13 protein-coding genes are annotated in these 17,898 nt (G+C 49.8%); 7 read left to right on the top strand and 6 right to left on the bottom strand.

All coding sequences use genetic code 11. The annotated features are described in order from the left end of the window. Window positions 1-90: 90 nt before the first annotated feature. From ABD031_RS13560 to ABD031_RS13545, 4 genes are all read right to left on the bottom strand, one after another. Window positions 91-2,013 (bottom strand): OmpA family protein, encoded by a 1,923-nt coding sequence (locus ABD031_RS13560; RefSeq protein WP_343852353.1) that lies wholly within the window; start codon window positions 2,011-2,013, stop codon window positions 91-93. A 4-nt stretch (window positions 2,014-2,017) separates the two neighbouring features. Further along, complete coding sequence (locus tag ABD031_RS13555; protein ID WP_343852351.1) at window positions 2,018-2,668, bottom strand: 7-carboxy-7-deazaguanine synthase QueE; 651 nt, start codon at window positions 2,666-2,668, stop codon at window positions 2,018-2,020. Between the two features lie 204 nt (window positions 2,669-2,872). Then, on the bottom strand, window positions 2,873-3,325 hold the full coding sequence (locus ABD031_RS13550) for a GNAT family N-acetyltransferase (protein WP_343852349.1): 453 nt from the start codon (window positions 3,323-3,325) through the stop codon (window positions 2,873-2,875). Window positions 3,326-3,470: 145 nt separating this feature from the next. Beyond that, window positions 3,471-5,060, bottom strand: coding sequence for an amidohydrolase (locus ABD031_RS13545; RefSeq protein WP_343852347.1), 1,590 nt, complete (start codon window positions 5,058-5,060; stop codon window positions 3,471-3,473). Between the two features lie 262 nt (window positions 5,061-5,322). On the opposite strand from ABD031_RS13545, the gene leuS reads away from it, so the two are divergent. From leuS to eutB, 7 genes are all read left to right on the top strand, one after another. Then, complete coding sequence (gene leuS / locus ABD031_RS13540) at window positions 5,323-8,097, top strand: leucine--tRNA ligase (protein ID WP_343852345.1); 2,775 nt, start codon at window positions 5,323-5,325, stop codon at window positions 8,095-8,097. 111 nt (window positions 8,098-8,208) lie between these two features. Beyond that, window positions 8,209-9,303, top strand: coding sequence for an alkaline phosphatase family protein (locus ABD031_RS13535; RefSeq protein WP_343852343.1), 1,095 nt, complete (start codon window positions 8,209-8,211; stop codon window positions 9,301-9,303). A gap of 90 nt (window positions 9,304-9,393) precedes the next feature. Further along, on the top strand, window positions 9,394-10,425 hold the full coding sequence (locus ABD031_RS13530) for a glycosyltransferase family 4 protein (RefSeq protein WP_343852341.1): 1,032 nt from the start codon (window positions 9,394-9,396) through the stop codon (window positions 10,423-10,425). Window positions 10,426-10,941: 516 nt separating this feature from the next. Continuing rightward, a complete protein-coding gene (locus ABD031_RS13525) occupies window positions 10,942-12,105 on the top strand; it encodes a dipeptidase (RefSeq protein WP_343852339.1) in 1,164 nt (387 codons plus the stop codon). 3 nt (window positions 12,106-12,108) lie between these two features. Then, window positions 12,109-12,831 carry a VIT1/CCC1 transporter family protein gene (locus ABD031_RS13520; RefSeq protein WP_343852337.1) on the top strand — a complete coding sequence of 241 codons (723 nt, stop codon included), beginning with the start codon at window positions 12,109-12,111 and terminating at the stop codon, window positions 12,829-12,831. A 7-nt stretch (window positions 12,832-12,838) separates the two neighbouring features. Then, window positions 12,839-13,597 carry a DUF5995 family protein gene (locus ABD031_RS13515; RefSeq protein WP_343852335.1) on the top strand — a complete coding sequence of 253 codons (759 nt, stop codon included), beginning with the start codon at window positions 12,839-12,841 and terminating at the stop codon, window positions 13,595-13,597. A gap of 269 nt (window positions 13,598-13,866) precedes the next feature. Next, window positions 13,867-16,209 carry an ethanolamine ammonia-lyase subunit EutB gene (gene eutB, locus ABD031_RS13510; RefSeq protein WP_343852333.1) on the top strand — a complete coding sequence of 781 codons (2,343 nt, stop codon included), beginning with the start codon at window positions 13,867-13,869 and terminating at the stop codon, window positions 16,207-16,209. A 3-nt stretch (window positions 16,210-16,212) separates the two neighbouring features. Here eutB and ABD031_RS13505 read toward each other — a convergent pair whose 3' ends face one another. Both ABD031_RS13505 and ABD031_RS13500 read right to left on the bottom strand, forming a co-directional pair. Beyond that, a complete protein-coding gene (locus tag ABD031_RS13505; RefSeq protein WP_343852331.1) occupies window positions 16,213-17,043 on the bottom strand; it encodes a radical SAM protein in 831 nt (276 codons plus the stop codon). After that, a complete protein-coding gene (locus ABD031_RS13500) occupies window positions 16,976-17,260 on the bottom strand; it encodes a radical SAM family protein (protein ID WP_343852329.1) in 285 nt (94 codons plus the stop codon). The genes ABD031_RS13505 and ABD031_RS13500 overlap by 68 nt, the downstream gene beginning before the upstream one ends. Window positions 17,261-17,898 lie beyond the last annotated feature (638 nt).

Below are 17,898 nucleotides of genomic sequence, written 5' to 3'. Positions count from 1 at the left end.
CTTGATCTGAAAAATCCTAAAAAAACGTTGGATTCGGTCAGCCAAAAAACCAATCTATCCCAGATGACCGGCCTAAAAATCTAATACGTATCAGAGTATCTTGATTGTAATGCGACGGTTTAGGGCCTGATTTTTTGGGCTGGAATTTGGCACCATTGGAGATTTATCCCCTTTCCCCTCCACCATGACACGCCCCGGATGAAGACCGGCTGCAACCAGAAAAGACTGAACACTTTTTGCCCGTTGCAGGCTGAGCGTTTGGTTGTAGGCAGAGCTTCCGATGTTGTCGGTATGCCCACTGATCAGGATGTTTACGTTTGGATTTTCCAGCAAAAACTTCTGCAATCGCTTCAGAGAGGACTTGGACTCCTGCTTTAAATCGTATTGATCAAACTCAAAGAACACGTTTTCAAACACAAACTCCTCCCCTGGTGCTACAGGAGTAAGTTCGACCTTTAGGTCGTCTACGTTCTGAATCTTGTCCCGTTCCACGTTGTAAATCTTTGGCAGAAAGCCCTTTTTCTCCACGTATAAGCCAGATACTGCATTTTCAGGATAAAGCATCACAAACTCACCTGTTTTACCATCGGCCCGAAATTGGTACAGCGTACTGTCATTGGTCAGGGACACGAGGGAAAGCGTCGCGTCTATCGGCTGCCCCGTTTTTGCATTGAACACTTTTCCCTCAGTAACGGTAAGATTTTCTCCCAAATAGATGTCCTCCGGAAACTTAAATCTATAAAGCAGCGAACGGTCATTTTGTGCGGTCTCGGTGGTCAACTCCGTGTAATAGGCGTATTCCTTCTGTGCGGTGATGAAAAGCGCCACCTGCTCCAGTTGATCGTTGATCGGAAGTCCGAGGTTCTCGGGCGTTTGAAAAATGCCATTTTTCACCCGCGACAGGAAAATATCCATCCCCCCAAATCCTTGATGACCATCTGACGCAAAAAAGAGAATCTCGTTGTTGAAAAACATGAAGGGCGAGATTTCGTCTTTTGGTGTGTTTACGGACTCACCCAGGTTTTTGGCATCCGACCAACTTCCGTCGTTTTGTCGGATCGAGAACCAAATGTCATTGCCTCCAAATCCCCCTCGACGATCAGAAGAAAAAAACAAAATTCGCCCGTCCGCAGACAAAGACGGCTGAGAATCCCAAGAACTAGAATTCACCTTCCTCCCCATATTGGTTGGTCGTTCCCAGTTGCCGTTCACTTTGTAAGCGACATAGAGATCACAACTACCCTGCGAATCCGGCGCATCGCAGGAGGTATAGATTAAGATGTTGCCATCGGCAGTGACAGAGCAAGTTCCTTCATTGAAAGCAGAATTGATCGTTTGCGCTAGACTTTTGGGAGTAGTCCACCTTCCTGACTCGTCCCTAAAGGAGGTGAAAATATCTTCTTTGTCGAAGTTTCCAGTTCCGTCCCGTTTGGTAAAAAGTATCTGATTGCCATCCGCCGTTAAAACCGGGAAATACTGAAGATTAAATTCATTGAGAGGAGATCCCAGCATTTCCTTTTCTATAGATGGAATGTCGTCAAGCTGGGAACTCAAAAAATCCATCTGCGTCTTCATCTGCAGATAGTACATCGATTTTTTGAAAGTTCCATCAAGGAGTGGATCCACCTCCTGAAACTGGCGGAATGCCTCAGCGAACTTGCCCTGCTTTAAGAGAAGATTAGAAAAAACCCAGCCGAAATCTGCCACATGCTTGGCGGTCGCATTCTTTCCCGACAACCGGGATTTTCCAGCCAGAGCCATCTTCTCAGCTTCATCCAGTCTCCCTTGCGTGATCAACAATTGGGAAGCTTTGACATAGGCTTCCAAAAAAGATGCCTCACGTGCAATCGCTGCTTGGTACTTGGAAATCGCCTCATTATACTGCCTGGACAATGTGAGTTCTTCCGCTTGTTGATAGAACTTGATCGCCTTGCCATCTATAATGGAATAAGTCTGCGCCCCGACATGGAGAGACAGAAAAAACACAAGAACAAACAAGAAAACAGGGCGCATGGACTCAGGGTATGTCCATAAATTTATGAGTTTGGAGAGATATTTTCCAATTCGGCTGCCTTTTTACGTATTCTACGATCTCTGGTGTAAATCTGGAGGCCTTGCTCCACTCGGGTTGAAGCCGAAGTTCGCAGAGGGGATTTACCTTTCCAGCATTTTCCTCTGCGAAAGCGAAATCGCTTTTATGAGCAACGACGACCTTTAGTTCGTCCGCAACTGGGTAGATGCTTGGATGCGGTTTTTTGAATTTCTTTGGGGAAAAGCAAACCCAGTCAAAGTCTCCCGAAAAAGGATGCGCACCGGAAGTTTCGATGTTGGTAGTGAAGCCTTTTTCCTTCAAAAGCTTGGTCAGGGGGCCCAGATCATACATCAAAGGTTCCCCGCCGGTGATCACCGCCAGTCGGCCCGGGTGGGCCAAGGCATCCTCAACGATCTGTTCGATGGAGAGGACGGGCCACTTTCCCGCTTCCCAGCTTTCCTTCACATCGCACCAGACGCAGCCCACATCACAGCCTCCCAGCCGGATAAAATAGGCCGGATAGCCTGTAAATCTGCCTTCTCCTTGGATGGTATAAAATGCCTCCATGATCGGAAGCTGTAGGCCGGCGGCCACTAAATCTTGTTTGCTCGACGCGATGAGTTCTTGAGTCTTCATGAATTTTTGGTGAAGCGGGCGATTGAACCGCTGGTGAATGAGGGGGCAAAGGTACCTTCTTAATTTGAAAATTGAAAAATTTGAAAATTGGAAGATTTACCTCTCGGTTGGAAAGACGAAATAGCCAAGGGATACCAAAAGTTTATTCTAGCCATTTTGCGGATGTTCCGGCTAAGAATTTTACAATATTTCAATCTTCCAATTTTACAATTCTTTACTCATCACCACCCGATAATCCTCCACTCCTCCCTTGGGCAGCACGTCGATGATCCGGAAGCCTCGGCTGAGTCCAAAGGAAATCATCGCGGGAAAGCGGTTTCGGGTTTTGAAAAAGAGGGATTTAAAGCCTTTTTCTCTTGCCCATGCTTCCTGATAGTCCGCCAACCCATCAGCGAGTCCGTGTTTTCTAAACTCCGGCCTTACCCCTCCCATCCAGGAATAGAAGGTGTCCGGCGTCTCGCTTTGATAGCCGACCTTAAATCCGAACAAGTCTCCATCTTGCTCCGCCACCAAAGCTAGGTAAAGCCGATGCCGCAGCCGATCCAGATAAAAATCAAGAGAAGCCTTCCCCGGAAACTCCGGAATGCGCTCATGCACCCACAGGAGCTCGGCAAGAGAGGCTTGTCTGATATTGAAGTCGAAGGCGTTCTTTTCCATTTCGATTGGATTTTTGATTTACGAATTACGATCTAAGAGGCCACTAAGGCCCGCAGCCCTGATATCAAAAGACAAACCTCTGGTTAGTAAGATTGAAGTTCAAAACAGACGTCGTAAATCAAAAATCGCAATTCGTAAATGCCCATCAATCCTTCTTCACCGTCGGATACGTTACCCCCAGCTGTTCCAAATAAGTATCATACTTGGTCTCGTCGAAGTAGAATTTCTCCAATTCAGGACGGAAACGCTTCATGATGTCGGTATTGATATAGATCGGTGCGGGATCATCCGCCGTGATCATCGGCTTATAGGTTTCCTCTTTGGTCTGGACATTTTTGAAATAATCCCAAGCCTGATCCACCAGCTCCGGCTTTAGCAGAAAGTCCAAGATCGTCATCGCCTCGGCTTTGGCACCAGCCGTCACACCCTTGTGTGCAATCGGCGTCGCCATGGCAATAGCATTGCTCCAGTGGTGACCCGGAAGTCCGGGGATATTGGATGGGAAGCGCAAAGTCACGGTCGGAACTACCCAAGACACGTCGCCAATATCATCCGATCCACCGGAAATAGGCTCCTTCACCGGCAAGCCCAAGGTATCCAACTTGGTTGGCAGACCCTCTTCTTTGGAGCCTAGTTCCTTCTGGGCGGCTTTCGCCAAAGTCTGGTCTTTTTCATCCCACTCAGGCAAACCTACTTTGAGAATGTTTTGGTACATGGTCTCGGCAATAGTCTTGTTGAAATGCCGCGGCCAAGCCGTGCCGACGATCTTGGAGCTCATCGTCGTGCCGGTCATCAATGCGGCTCCTTTGGCGATGTCATGGGCTTGGGCGTACATCTCCATGATTCCGTCATACTTCACGTCCCGGAAATAGTACCAGATCGAAGCTTGGGAAGGCACCACGTTGGGCTGATCTCCGCCATCTGTGATCACCGAGTGGGATCGCTTCAGCGGATGAAGGTGTTCACGCTTGTAGTTCCAGCCGATGTTCATCAACTCCACAGCGTCGGCGGCACTTTTACCCCGCCAGGGAGCGCCAGCAGCATGGGCCGCATCTCCCGCGAAGGTGTACTCCACCGAGATCAAGCCGGTACCGGAAGCTTGCCCATAGCTCACTCCCAGATTATTGGCCACGTGAGTGAAGATGCAGATGTCTACACCCTCAAACTTCCCGTCGCGGACAAACCATGCCTTGGCAGCCACCAACTCCTCGGCAATCCCCGGCCAAAGGATGAGTGTTCCACCTATATTTTCGCGTTCCATGATCTGCTTCACCGCCAGCGCTGCCGTGATATTCAGCGGGATTCCGGCATTGTGACCTTCCCCATGACCGGGAGCTCCGTCTACGATGGGCTTGTGGTAGGCCACGCCCGGATATTGGGAAGCTTTTGGGATGTCGTCCACGTCGGAACCCAAGGCGATCACCGGGCCGTCTCCATTGCTCCATGTCGCAAACCAGGCAGTTGGAATCCCGGAGATGCCATTTTCTATCTTAAAACCATTTTGCTCCAGGATTCCCGTCAGGTATTTGGAGGACTCGATCTCCTGAAAACCCAATTCGGCAAAGCTGAAAATCTTGTCCACCATTACCTGGCTTTGCTTGTGGTTGGCTTGGACGAGTTGCGCAGCCTCGGCCTTGAGGGCCTCGATTTGCTTGGCGGAGTATTTTTTCTGGGGAAAAGCCGAAAGGCAAATGCCTCCGGCAAGTGCAAGTGTTACCAGTAATTTCTTTTTCATGTGCTTTTGATTTTTATTCAATGGCCACATGGAATCTCGCATGTTTGATATCCAAAAAACTACATGCTATTTCATAGATGCTCGATTTCATAAGGTCGGTTGGTTAGGTTTAGGAAAATACAAAAAAGCCTTAAGTCGCTGACACAAAAATGATCAAAGGCGAAAATGAGCCGATGAGAGGAATTGGAAATTTGGCTACCAAAGCCGCCTGATTTTTCTATTTTTGCAGGCATTCAGTATAAAAATCAAGAAAATTTCAATCATGGCGGATTACAACTTCCGGGAAATCGAGCAGAAATGGCAAAGCTATTGGAAAGAAAAGGGCACTTTCAAAGCGGAAGTCGACCCCAATCGACCCAAGTTTTATTCCCTGGATATGTTCCCCTATCCCTCCGGCGCGGGGCTGCATGTAGGCCATCCGCTGGGATACATCGCCTCTGATATCGTCAGCCGGTTTAAGGCTTTGAAAGGTTTCAATGTCCTCCATCCGATGGGCTACGATTCCTTTGGCCTCCCCGCGGAGCAGTACGCCATCCAGACCGGTCAGCATCCGGCGATCACCACCGAACAAAACATCACCCGCTACACCGAGCAGCTGAAAAACATAGGCTTTGCCTTTGACTGGGATCGCGAGGTTCGCACTTCTGACCCCTCCTATTATAAGTGGACGCAGTGGATCTTCATGCAGCTATTCAGTAGCTACTATGATCTGGACGCCAACAAAGCAGTTTCCATCGATTCCCTGATCGCACGCTTCGAGACTCTTGGCAACAAGCAGGTGAAAGCAGTCTGTGACGAAGATACTCCGGTATTTTCTGCAGCAGATTGGAAGGCTTTCTCTGAAAAAGAAAAGCAGGAAATGCTGCTGAAGTACCGCTTAACCTTCCTGGCCGAGACCACCGTCAACTGGTGTGCGGCACTCGGAACTGTACTTTCCAACGACGAAGTCAAAGACGGCTTCTCGGAGCGAGGAGGACATCCTGTGGAGCGCAAAAAGATGATGCAGTGGTCCATGCGGATCACCGCTTATGCCGACCGCCTCCTTCAAGGGTTGGATCGGGTCGATTGGGCAGAGCCAATCAAGGAGATGCAGCGCAACTGGATTGGCAAGTCCATTGGTGCGGACGTCGTCTTTCAGGTGAAAGATTCCGACAAGAAAATCAAAGTTTTCACCACCCGAGTAGATACGATCTACGGGGTGACTTACCTGGCTTTGGCACCGGAATCAGATCTGGCCGCCAGTCTGATCACCGAAGATCAGCGAGCGACTGCAGAAGCCTATATCGAGGTAGCCAAAAACCGCTCGGAGCGCGAGCGCATGAGCGATGTAAAAACCATCTCAGGAGCGTTCACCGGCTCCTATGCAATCAACCCTTTCAACGGCGAAGAAATCCAGATCTGGGTGGCTGACTACGTGTTGGCAGGCTATGGCACCGGCGCGGTGATGGCTGTACCAGCGCACGACGAGCGCGACTACAACTTTGCGAAGCACTTCGGCCTGGAAATCCGCCAAGTCATCGAAGGATCAATGGAAAACGGCTCGTTCCCTGGAAAAGGGGGATTCATCATCAACTCCGGCTTTATCTCCAATATGTATATGAAGGAGGCGATGGCCAAGGCCATTGAGTTTCTCGAAGAAAAAGGAATCGGAAAAGGAAAGATCCAATACCGGATGCGCGACGCGATCTTTACGCGACAGCGCTATTGGGGCGAACCGCTTCCCGTCTATTTCAAAGACGGCTTGCCCTACTTGGTAGAAGAAAAAGACTTGCCTTTGGTGCTTCCTGAGGTAGATAAATACTTGCCAACCGAGGACGGAGAACCGCCTCTGGGACGAGCAAAAGACTGGATGTACAAGACCGCCGAAGGGGAATTCCCTCTGGAGATGTCCACCATGCCAGGCTGGGCAGGATCGAGCTGGTACTTCTTCCGCTACATGGATCCCAAGAATGACACCGCCTTTGCCGACAAAGCAAAGACCGATTATTGGGGAGCCGTGGACTTGTATATCGGTGGTTCCGAGCACGCGACAGGTCACCTACTCTACTCCAGATTTTGGACCAAGTTCTTGCATGACATCGGAGCGGTTCACATCGACGAGCCTTTCCAGAAGATGATCAACCAGGGCATGATCCAAGGGAGATCCAACTTTGTGTATCGAGTCAAAGGCACCAACCAGTTTGTAAGCCATGGCCTGAAAGATCAATACGACTCCTTCGCCATGCACGTGGACGTGAACATCGTCCACAACGATCAGCTGAATCTGGACAAGTTCAAAGCTTGGAGACCTGACTTGGCCGATGCGGAATTCATCCTTGAAGACGGCAAGTATATCTGCGGAGCTGAGGTCGAAAAGATGTCCAAGTCCAAGTACAACGTGGTGAACCCCGACGACATCATCGAGCGCTACGGAGCCGATACCCTTAGATTGTATGAGATGTTCCTTGGTCCTTTGGAGCAGTTTAAGCCTTGGAATACAAATGGAATCGACGGAGTCTACAAGTTCCTGAGAAAACTCTGGAACCTGTTCCACAACTCCACCGGAGAATTTGCTGTTTCCGATGCAGCAGCCAGCAAAGAGGAACTGAAAGCCCTTCACAAGGCCATCCGAAAGATGGAAGAAGACATGGCCAACCACTCTTTCAACACCTCCGTGTCCAGCTTCATGATCTGCGTCAACGAACTCACAGCGCTCAAATCCAACAAGCGCGAGATCTTGGAACCCATGGCCATCTTGGTGTCGCCGTATGCCCCACACATCGCCGAGGAACTTTGGTCGCTGTTGGGTCACGAGGAGTCTATCACCAAGGCTACCTTCCCGGAATTCGACGAGAAGCATTTGGTAGAAAGCGCCTTCGAATATCCCGTGATGATCAACGGCAAGATGCGGGCAAAGCTCCATCTTTCCCTTTCTCTCTCCGTGCAGGAGATCGAAAAAGCCGCGCTGGCCGACGAATCCGTCCAAAAGTGGCTGGAGGGAAAAGCTCCGAAAAAAGTGATCATCGTGCCGGGCAAGATTGTGAATTTGGTGGTATAAATCCGAACGACTGTTGTTAATTAGGGGATCAAGAGAGCCATTCTTTTGATCCTTTTTTTTAGCTCATTGAATATTTTTTTTGAGTATTATACGAGACCAATCCCTCAATTCATGAATCGAAAAATGCTTCCTTTCCAGTTTTTCAAAGCCATGCTTTCATTAAGTCTTCTTTTGGCCTTTGGAATTCAAAACACCTTCTCACAGACGCAAAAAACAGAGAACATCGTGTTGATCACTTTGGACGGAATGCGCTGGCAGGAAGTCTTTAATGGGGCAGATTCTTTGCTTCTGGGTGAAGCAGGTCAGGAATCTGAATTTTGGCATTCCAGCCCCCTTGAGCGGAGAAGGAAACTCATGCCTTTCACATGGAGTGTGTTGGAAAACCAAGGGCAACTCTATGGAAACAGAACGATCGGGAATCTGGTAAACACCAGCAATACGATGTGGTTTTCCTATCCAGGATATAATGAAATACTCACCGGCAAAGCGGACGATGAGCGGATCAACAGCAATAACAAAGTCAACAATCCCAACATTACCTTTCTGGAACACCTAAACAAAATTCCCGATTTCCAGGGAAAAATACGCGCATTTGGCAGCTGGGATGTTTTCCCTTATATCATCAACGAGGAGAGAAGTGATATTCCAGTCAATGCAGGATGGGAGAAGGTTACAGGTTCCAAGCTGACAGAGCGCGAGAAAATTCTCAACCGACTGAAGGATGAAATTCAGGTCAATATTGGACCCACCCGACTCGACGCTTTCACCTACCATTTGGCGCTTGAAGCCCTCCGGAATCAAAAGCCCAAAGTCCTTTACATCGCCTTTGACGAAACTGACCATTTTGCTCATGGCGGCAAGTATGGGGAATACCTTTTATCAGCAAACCAAATCGATAGATACATCCAGGAGATCTGGGAAACACTTCAGTCCGACCCCCGATACAAAGAGAAAACCACCCTACTCGTCACTACAGACCACGGTCGGGGAACCACGACTGAAACATGGAAGGGCCATGGGGACGAGTATGCAGAAGCTGGCCAAGTCTGGATGATGGCCATCGGCCCCGACACTCCAGCCGATGGAGAAATGAAGGTCGAAGGGCAATGGAACTCCTCAATGATTGCGAGGACAATTTTCAAATTGCTGGGATTGGAATACCCCGATCCCGACGCTGGGCAGGCTATTCAGGAAATGGTCAAGTAATTAATCCCAAAGTGGAACTCCATAAGGAAAACCCTTCCATTTTTGCCAATCTGGAATATTATCCTTCCAGCACTTGCTACTTTTAAGCTTATGATCGTTTACACCTTTCCCGTCCGAACTGCTTTCATCGACCGCGATGTAGAAATGATTTCGCCGGAAATGGAGATCAAAACGCTGGAATTCACCCAAAGCCCCGTCAAACTTCCGTTTTACTTCATCCTTCAGTTCTTTCAGCTCCTTTGGTACCTTCCCAAGACCACCCAATACCTCTGCTTTTTTGGTGGGTATCATTCCGTGTTGCCGGTTTGGTTTGGAAAAGTGTTTGGGAAAAAATGCACCATCCAAGCCGGAGGCACCGACTGCATCAATATGCCCGAGATCGGCTATGGCAACTTTCGGAAGAAATGGCTTCGCAAAGCAACCGTGTATTCTTTCAAAAATTGCAGCCTTATTCTCCCAGTAGCCGAAGCCCTAGTCAGACAGGACTATCGATACGATCCTAACATCTCATCTAAGCAAGGATTGCTCAACCTGATTCCCGATTTGACAACCCCCATCCAAGTTGTTCCCAATGGGTTTGACTCGGATTTTTGGAGAGATTTGGGGAGAAAGCGAAGTCAAATGAGCTTCATTTCAGTCGCAACAGGAACTTCCAAGACTTCCCGGGCTATTGTCAAGGGATACGATTTGATCGAAAAACTGGCAAAAGCTTATCCGGAATGGACCTTCACCTTGGTCGGTGATTTGGCCTACGACTCAGCCAATTCCAATGTCAGAGTGCTCGACAAGCTCGGGCCCGAGGCGCTGCGTGAGCTGTATAACTCCCACCAATTCTACTTACAGCTGTCCACTTCTGAGGGCTTCCCAAATGCACTTGGCGAAGCGATGGCCTGTGGATGCGTACCGATCGGTTCGGCGGTCGGAGCTATTCCAGAAATTATTGGAGACATATCTCTGACCTTGACGACCAAAGATTTTCAGCTACTTTCCTTGTTGATCAGCACTATAGCTCAAGACAATCTTTATCAATTGAGCAAAAATGCAGCGGATCGTATTCAGATTTTCTTCAACTACGAGCTACGCAAAAAGAATTTGCTGCAAAATCTTCAAATTACTCCCTGATCAAAAAGGCTGCAGCCCTAATTTCTCAAAATCCACTTCCTGATTTCAACTAGTCAAAATTTCACCAACTACTGATTTTCAGAATTTTCAAGAAGCTTTGACTAGAAATTAGCCCGAAAACAGAATCTTAGAAAGAGCGATTCATTTAGAACCGGTAAACCTGTTTTTAATATTTTCACAACAAAAAGGAAAAAGTAAAGACTTTTTTAAACCAACTTTTTGACTTTCGTCAAAAACATGAAATAAACAGACATAAAAAAAGGGAGCCTGTTTAAAAATAGGCTCCCGGTTAGGGTTTATTGCTAATGGATTAAAACCATATAAACTTTGGCAATTAGCTGAGTTGAGTTGTTTTTTAGCTTGCAAAAGTTTCTTAAACGTAACAAAAGACATCAAACATTCAAAATCTCAGTTAAAAAAAACTGATTTATTTTTCGTCTACCCCCTATCGTGATTCAGCTCACTGATTCCCCTCCGTCTGGATTTTTGATTTAAATTGACCCAAAACCCAAATCAATGAAAAAAACCCTGATTGCCTTCGGCGTCCTATTGGTCATCTACCTCATCGGCATCAACACCATCCCACCCTACATCGAATCACAGCGAAACCCCGTGGTCGCAAGCCCTCCTTACACCGTTTCCCCGGCAGCGCAGACACTGTATGACCGTCTGGACTTCATCTCGGACCTCCATTGTGACGCTTTGCTTTGGGGAAGAGACCTGACCAAACGTGGCGACCGAGGCCACGTAGATTTTCCCCGACTGAGAGAAGCCAATGTAGCCTTGGAGATGTTTACCATTGTATCCAAGTCTCCAGCTGGCCAAAACATGAAAAGTAATACCACCGATGCCTTTGACAATATCACGCCGCTGACCATAGCCAAGGGTGAAGCTCCTCAAAATTGGTTTAGCCTCATCAACCGGACACTTTCCCAATCAAAAGACCTAACCGATTTTGTGGAGAAGGAAGGAGAAAAAGCACTTTTCATAAAATCAAAAGCTGATCTGGAACAACTGATCGAAGCCCGGAAATCCGACAAGACAGTAGTCGGTGCCATGCTGGGAATCGAAGGGGGCCACGCTATCGAAGGCAGTCTGGAAAATCTCGAGGCAGTCTACGAGGCAGGTGTCCGGATGATCGGTCCCACCCATTTTTTTGACAACGAGTTTGGAGGTTCCGCACATGGAGAAAGCAACGCCGGCCTCACCGACTTCGGAAAAGCCGCGGTGAAGCGCATGAACGAACTCGGCATTTTCGTCGACCTGGCCCATTGCTCACCTGCCATCATCGACGACGTACTGGATATGAGTACTGAGCCGGTCATCGTGTCTCATACCGGTGTTCGGGGAGTCCTTGACTCCCAGCGAAACCTCAGCGACGAACAGATCCAAAGAATCGCCAGCAAAGGGGGAATCATAGCCATCGCATTCTTTGACGGTGCGGTGGGCACGCCCGAGCTTCCCAACATCGTCGCCTCGATCCGTTATGTACGCGACTTGGTAGGCATTGAGTACGTGGCCCTCGGCTCGGACTATGACGGAGCAGTCGTAGCTCCCTTTGACATCACCGGGCTTCCCCTGGTCGTCGAGGGATTAATGGAGGCTGGTTTTACCGAAGATGAGATTCGGGCGGTGATGGGAGAGAATGTCAAGCGTTTTTTCCTGGCAAACTTGAGATAGCCCATGAGTGAGCACAAAACCCATCAGCAAAGCCTGCGATTCGGGAAGATCCAGGAATACCTGGGTGAGTTTGTCTATGGCGGCATCGACGGTGCAGTCACGACCTTCGCCGTGGTGGCCGGGGGCTTTGGAGCCAATCTTGATGCCGGAATTCTACTCATCCTGGGCTTTGCCAATCTGCTGGCCGACGGGTTTTCGATGTCTGTGGGAGCCTATCTTTCGGCCAAAAGTGAACGGGACAATTTTACCAAACATGAAAAAATCGAGTATTGGGAGGTAGAGAACCTGCCCGAAACCGAGCGCGAAGAAATCACTGAAATCTACCGGGAAAAAGGGTTCAAAGGCGAATTGCTCACCAAGATCGTAGACCATATCTGCGCCGACAAGGATCTCTGGGTCAGCGAAATGATGAAAGGGGAACTCGAGATGATCCGCAGCACCAAAAGCCCTTTTAAGATAGGACTCGCTACGTTGATCTCCTTCTCCTCCGTTGGGCTCATTCCGCTGCTCGTGTACCTCTGGGATTTCTTCTTCCCGAGCGAGATCAACGTGTTCCTCTGGACAAGTATTTTGACCGGCTTTGCTTTTCTCATCGTAGGCTGGCTCAAGGGTATAGTAAACCAGACTTCCAAATTCCGAAGTATTTCCGAAACCGTAGCCTTGGGACTTTTGGCGGCGGTAGTAGCCTTTTATATTGGAAATGTTTTAGAGCGTATTTTCATCTAACCAAACTATGGACACAATTGACGAGGTATTGACCCGCATGGATCAAATAGTGGAGGAATGCAGGTCCCGCCAATCCCGCGTCGGGTATTTTGCCATCCTCTACCGACAGGTCACCCGACGGGTTCGAGACGGGATTCTGGCAGGCGAGTTTGAGGACAATCCCAGAATGGAGCGGCTCGATGTACTGTTTGCCGGACGATTTATCGAAGCCTACGAGCAATGGTCCGTCGGCTCCGTCACCACCGAAAGTTGGCTGGTCGCATTTGAAGCCAGCAAAGACGCCAAGCACCTGGTGCTACAGCATTTGTTTTTGGGAATCAACGCCCACATCAACCTAGACCTGGGAATCGCTGCCTCCAAGACGATGACCGGAAAAGAACTCCTCGGAATCCAAGGCGACTTCAACCAGATCAACTCCCTACTCGCAGAACTCGTCGACGGGGTGAAAGTCAACGTAAGCGTGGTGTCCCCGATCTTTGGCTGGCTCGTCCCACTGGCCAAAGGCCGCGATGAAATGCTCCTCAACTTCTCCATCCAAGTCGCCAGAAACGGAGCATGGAAGTATGCCGGAGAATACCACGCCGACAGCAACAAAGACTTTCAGGTCAGCGACCGCGACAAAAACATCGCCGCTTTAGGCCAGAAGCTGATCAGTCCTGGGAAGTTTCTTGCCTTTCTGATCAAGATCGTCTGCTTCGTGGAGTGGAAATCAGTCAGCAAAACTATGGATCAGCTTGACGCCGTCGCCAAAAAGACAATCGGCTAGCCTCTCCCTTCGCAACAATACCCACTATCTCACTTACCTTTTTCTAAACCGACTGACTTCAGAAAAAGCTCAACTCAACCAGGAAATCGTCCGCAAGAGGAAGATTGGTTTAAAACCAGTTTTTATCAATTTCCTGCTAAAAGACGATAAACCCACTGCAATACACAGGCAAATCACTTCAAATATTCGGCAACTTATGGCTAACTTGGGCTAAATAAGACCAGATCGGTAAACCCAAGATTTCAGAAAACTAGCCCTCAGAAATCACCATGATTGACAAGATCAGCCGAAAAGAATTTTTGACCACGATGGGCCTATTGGGTAGCTCTGTCTTCCTGCTTCAGGCCTGCGACTTCAACTCCACTCAAAAAACAGCGGCTGGCCCCAGTCCGCACATATCCCCGCCCTTGGACTCCGAAGACATCTTTGCCTATATCCAAAGGAACAAAGGCGATCATGACCTGACGCTCTACCGGCAGATCATCGGAGCCGCCAATGAGTTTAAGGAAGGAGACCTCACGCTCGGCGTGGCGGCCGAGTCGGATCAATCCCGAGCCAATGCGAGAATACTTTTGGCAAATACGACGGTAGGTGACCTGAAGGCTCACAGTCTCTTTACCGACGAACTCTACGAGTTGATCGAAAAAAACACGGCGGAAAATCCAGAGATGGACAACTGGACGTTGGGTGAGCTAAAAACCTATATCCTCACCAAGACAGAAGCGGATATCAAAGCGATCATGCCCGCACTGAGCAGCGACGTGATCGCCTGTCTCGTGAAGCTCATGTCCAACGAAGAACTGATCCTTGTCGGCCAGAAGGTATTCAACCCCATTCCGGGCACCCAGATCGGAAGCAAGGGCTATCTAAGCGCACGAGTACAGCCCAACTCTCCTACTGACAACCCCACAGATATCTTGTGGCAGGTTTTCGACGCATGGGCTTATGGCGTGGGAGACTTGGTGCTCGGGACGAATCCCGTCTCCAGCGATCCCAAATCGGTTGCCGAAATCGAAAGGGCACTTTACGAGCTGATCACAACCTTCGGCTTGGAGAAAACCATCTCCAACTGTGTCCTGTCCCACATCGACGTGCAAGCGGAGGCTGAGAAAATCAATCCCGGCACCACCGGGATCTGGTTTCAAAGCATCGCCGGAACCGTCAATGCCAACCAAACCTTTGATGTCTCCATCGCCAAGATGCAGACGCACATGGCCAGCCGCGAGGGACGTTTTGGACTCTACGCCGAGACGGGACAGGGAGCGGATTTCACCAACGGCCACGGCGAGGGATTTGACATGGTGGTGCACGAGTCGAGGAAATATGGCTTTGTGCGGGCTTTACAGAGCCAGCTTTCCGAAGGAAAAAGTCCCGAGGAAAGGCCCTGGGTTCACGTCAACGATGTGGCGGGCTTCATCGGCCCCGAGGTGTTCAAGAGCAAGGAGCAGCTCGTCCGCTGCTGCCTGGAAGACACCGTGATGGGAAAACTGCACGGACTCACCATCGGTCTGGACGTCTGCTCGACACTGCACATGGACGTCTCCCTGGATGATCTAGACTGGTGCATCGAGCAGATCATGCCGGCAAACCCCGCATATCTGATGGCCTTGCCTACCAAAAATGACCCGATGCTGAGTTACCTGACTACCGGATTTTACAATCACGTCAAGATCCGCGAGCAGTTCGGCTACAAGATCAACGATGCGATGTGGGACTTTTTCAAGAAGATCGAAATCATCGGTCCAGACAACCGTCCGACGGAGCATTTTGGCGATCCCACTTGGGTGTACTATCAATACCGAATGGCCAAAAAAGACCTGCGAACCAAGGAGGAGATTTTGGCCGAAGGTCGAAAGACCATCGCAGAGATCGAAGCCCGTGGCGTCCCCATTGCCCAAGGCTTTGGTGAAAATGTCTGGGATCTGAATCCTGAGCTGGACAAGAAGGTCCATGAACTCTACGAGGACGCGAAGCTTAGCCTTTGGGCGGAAATGCCCACGACTTTCGTGCAGTCCATCCCCGCATCCGTTGCGCTGATCACCCAAAGCAAGGATCGCAAGGACTATGTGTACCACCCGGAGACTGGAGAAAAGCTCAGCAAAAAGACCTCCGCGCAGTTGAAGACAATGCGAACCACTTGGGCTAAGCAAGCTCCTGATCTGCAGCTAATTATCTCCGACGGACTCAACGCCTTGGCTCTAACGGATAAAGACCACCTATTCCCATTTTTGGAAAACCTGACGGCCACACTCCTTGCAAAAGGATATCGCATCGCTCCGCAAAACTTGGTGTTCACGCACGGCAGAGTCCGAGCTGGCTATGCGGCTGGCGAGGAGCTCTATGGAAGCCTTGCGAACGCCAACCAGCAAAAAGGCATCATCCACATCATCGGTGAGCGGCCGGGTTCTGGACACCATGCCTTCTCGGCCTACATCACCGCGGCTCCAGTCGCCCTTTGGGCCAAAAAGGGCAGCGTGGACCACGACATCACGCGGGTGGTTTCGGGCATCTCCGACACCTCCCTCCTGCCCCAACTTGCAGCCGAAGAAGTCGCGGAGATCTTTGACGCTCTGTTCAAGAAGGCGGATACCGCCGCCAAAACCATGGCCTAAGCGCTAAAAGTCGAAACTCAGATTGCCACCTCGCCGGAATTTTTCCAGATCGTAGGCTGGCATAGTCCGTCCCGCGAAATAGGTCTTGCGAGCGAATCGGAAGAGGGTTTGAATGCTTTCCGCCAAGGCTCCCGCCCCTTTCATCCTCCGGCCAAACTCGCTGTCATTCACCTGTCCCCCATGGACCTCGGCAATTTGACGCATGATCTTTTGGAAGCGATCCGGAAAGTTCTTCTCCAGCCAATCCGTGAAGATCTCTTCCAGCTTTCCGTTGAGCCGCACCACGGTCATGCCGGCTGCAAGCGCTCCGTGATCGGCCGCAGCCTTGAGGATCGCCGGAGTCTCCTGATTGTTCAGCCCCGGAATGATCGGCGCATTCATCACCCCTACGGGCACTCCTGCCTTGGTCAGGGCTTCGATGGTTTTCAGCCGCTTCATCGCGCTCGCCGTCCGAGGCTCCAGTTTCCTCCGCAGTTTTTCATCAAGCGTAGTAATCGAGATAAACACCTGTACCAAACGATCCTGGGCCAAATCCTGCAACAAATCCAGGTCGCGCAGGATCAGGCTGTTTTTGGTGATCATCCCCACAGGATGACGGTATCGGGCAAAGACCTTCAGCAACTCCCGAGTGATTCCCATCTCCTTCTCCAGCGGCTGGTAACAATCCGTATTGCCCGAAAGGGAGATCGGCGCGACCTTCCAAGACTTGCTCAAGAGCTTCTTTTCCAAGAGGTGTGGCGCATCCGGCTTGGCAATGAGCTTGGTCTCAAAGTCCAATCCAGCCGTAGTATTCGTGGGAATTGCGGGCGTAGCAGTAGATGCAGCCGTGCTCACAGCCTTGGTAGGGATTGAGGGAAAACATCATCCCTACATCCGGACTGGCCACTGCGTTGACGATGGTTTTGGGACGATCGATCCGAATCTCGGTCTTCGGTGAAAGCAAGAGCGGCTCGTCCAAACCCTCGACATGCTCAGCCACGACGCGTCTTTCCAAAAAGCGGTTGCCCGATTGGATCTGCGCTCCCCTTCCTTTAAAATAATCCCCTTCCATGTTACTCAAAATGTCAAACCAGTTTCTCTTATATTAAAGAGGCAGGGTGACAATTGGAAATCGGCGACGGAAAATGTCGAGGAATGTGAGGAAAGACCGGAGACAGAAGTCGGAAGAAAAACAGAATTGCAAGCCGTCAGAGGTTCACTGAGGCGAACTCCCCCTCCTCTTTTTTCTCTGCGAAAAACTAGCGACCTCGGCGGCTTTGCGGTGAAAAGAAGCGAAGTTTCAGGAAAGAATAAATCTCGCAGAGACGGTAAGTCGCAAAGGACAGACTTAATGATGTCCAAACTTGGCGACTTGGCGTCTTGGCGTCTCCGCGAGAACTCCGCCTCATTTGCTAACCCTTTCGCTTTTTGTTACCCTGCTTCTCCAGAAGCAGGCTTCCCGCAACTCAAGCCCTTTGCTAATAAACACTTAGCGACTTCTGCGGTCTCGCGGTGAAAAGAAGCGAAGTTTCAGGAAAGAATAAATCTCGCAGAGACGGTAAGTCGCAAAGAATTGCTTTGCTTTACCCCCTCTTTTTTCTCTGCTTAAACTTAGCGACCTCCGCGACTCCTATGTTAGCTTCAGATTAAAAAATCACCTTTCGAGCGATTAATTTTATTGAAAAGTGGTAAGGGATGAGAGCCAATTTG

It is taken from the genome of Algoriphagus jejuensis (assembly GCF_039523455.1).
Classification (GTDB): domain Bacteria; phylum Bacteroidota; class Bacteroidia; order Cytophagales; family Cyclobacteriaceae; genus Algoriphagus; species Algoriphagus jejuensis.
The sequence above is the reverse complement of the archived record's forward strand: the minus strand, read 5'-3'. Positions and strand labels throughout refer to the sequence as shown.